General features: G+C 26.9%; 1 protein-coding gene. It reads left to right on the plus strand.

The window, feature by feature from the left end; translation table 11 throughout:
* Positions 1-548: 548 nt before the first annotated feature.
* Positions 549-797 carry a hypothetical protein gene (locus tag M3Z80_RS09645; RefSeq protein WP_293919400.1) on the plus strand — a complete coding sequence of 83 codons (249 nt, stop codon included), beginning with the start codon at positions 549-551 and terminating at the stop codon, positions 795-797.
* Positions 798-1,597 lie beyond the last annotated feature (800 nt).

Raw genomic sequence — 1,597 nt, forward strand, 5'->3', positions numbered from 1 at the left:
TTGGATATTGTAAACTTGCTAGATTTAGCCTGTCAGTTAATAGGTAAAGGATAAGAGAGAAATTAGGTTTACAATGAAAAAATAATTATTTTTTTCATTAAAATATATTTAGATTAAATTTGTTAATTAAGTTAAAAACGTAATTTAATCTAAATATATTTTAATGAAAGAGCTAACGATATTTGTATTATTGCAAATCTGTCGAGAGGTTACTATAAACAACATGATTATGGTAAAATAATACTTCCATCTAAAGAAAGTAATATGTATACATTGTATGATTCTGCATATGGATTTATATAGAAGGCATGCTGTCCGCTGGAGATTCGCACATAAGAAAGCTTAACCGCGTAGCAAGGCTAGAACTTTTTGGGTAGGAGATAAAGCCGGAGTGTTACGCTATCTGTAAATCAGAAATGCTTATAAAAGAGCAGAATTCTCCGAATAAAATTTGACAACTTCTTTAATCAGGATGGTGAGAGATGAATAATTTAATTACATGCTGTCCAATTTCCCTTCCTGTGTAGAGTGGAAAAAAGAAAAAATTATTGAAAACGAACATACTAACTAAGATAGATTTCGCGGGGCGTTTCAGTACAGGCCTATCCTGCATTAACGACGGGGCTTTATTATTTTTCCTTTACATGATTAGTAAGATAAAGAATGAAAATCAGGGTGGCTTACATCGGTACTATTTTCCAATGATAGTCTGTTATTTAATGGTAATGTTGGAAGTGGCGAGAATAACACAATACAATAGGTCATTTAGAAATAATATTGTATTGAAAGGGATCTGATGAAAGGTCGAATTTGGAACTCTTTCCATAACCTAAGATTTAGAGGGCTGAATCTTAGGTTCTACTTCCAATAGCTTGAATACAACCGGTTTCTGATTCCATAGGCTTTCAATTTTTCCATATTCGTCCAATGAAATAAGGTATAAAGATTGATTTTGAATAGGTCAGCTATCTTTTTATAGGGAACTTGTTCTTCCAATTCATTGGGGTGGAAAATGTTTCTTTAATTCGTCTAATAATTTAAAAAATATTAATCATTGAATTATATCTTATCTGCTTTTCGCCTTGTTATTGTTATATAATTAAATATTAATTGATTAATTAGACATTTTACTTTATAAATTGGAATTTGCTAAATTAGTCAGGTTTATTTTGTGTATCGATTTTATTATATTATATATAATTTCAGGGGTATAATTAAAAAAATAAACCCCATAAAAAGATGAAAATTTATTTATTAAAATTATGTTTTAAATTGTTTTTTTATAGAATAAACTAATTTTTTATAATTCTATATAAATAATAATATAATATTTTAAGTGCGAATAAAAGAATAATTAAATAATTAAGATCTATATTGGCATATAAAATATCATATAATTAATTATTTTATTAAAGTTTATATTTTAAAAAAAATAATTATTAATTTTGTTTGCTATTGAATATTATTTTTAACTTTAATTATTTTTATATGGGATACAATAAGCTTGATGATGAAGCTCCTAATTCATCTTATCAACTCAATCCGCCTAAAAAAGAGGTTCGTTACTACGCTAAATATGGTGGAATAAAAGATGATT

This window comes from Apibacter sp. (genome assembly GCF_025291155.1).
GTDB lineage: Bacteria > Bacteroidota > Bacteroidia > Flavobacteriales > Weeksellaceae > Apibacter.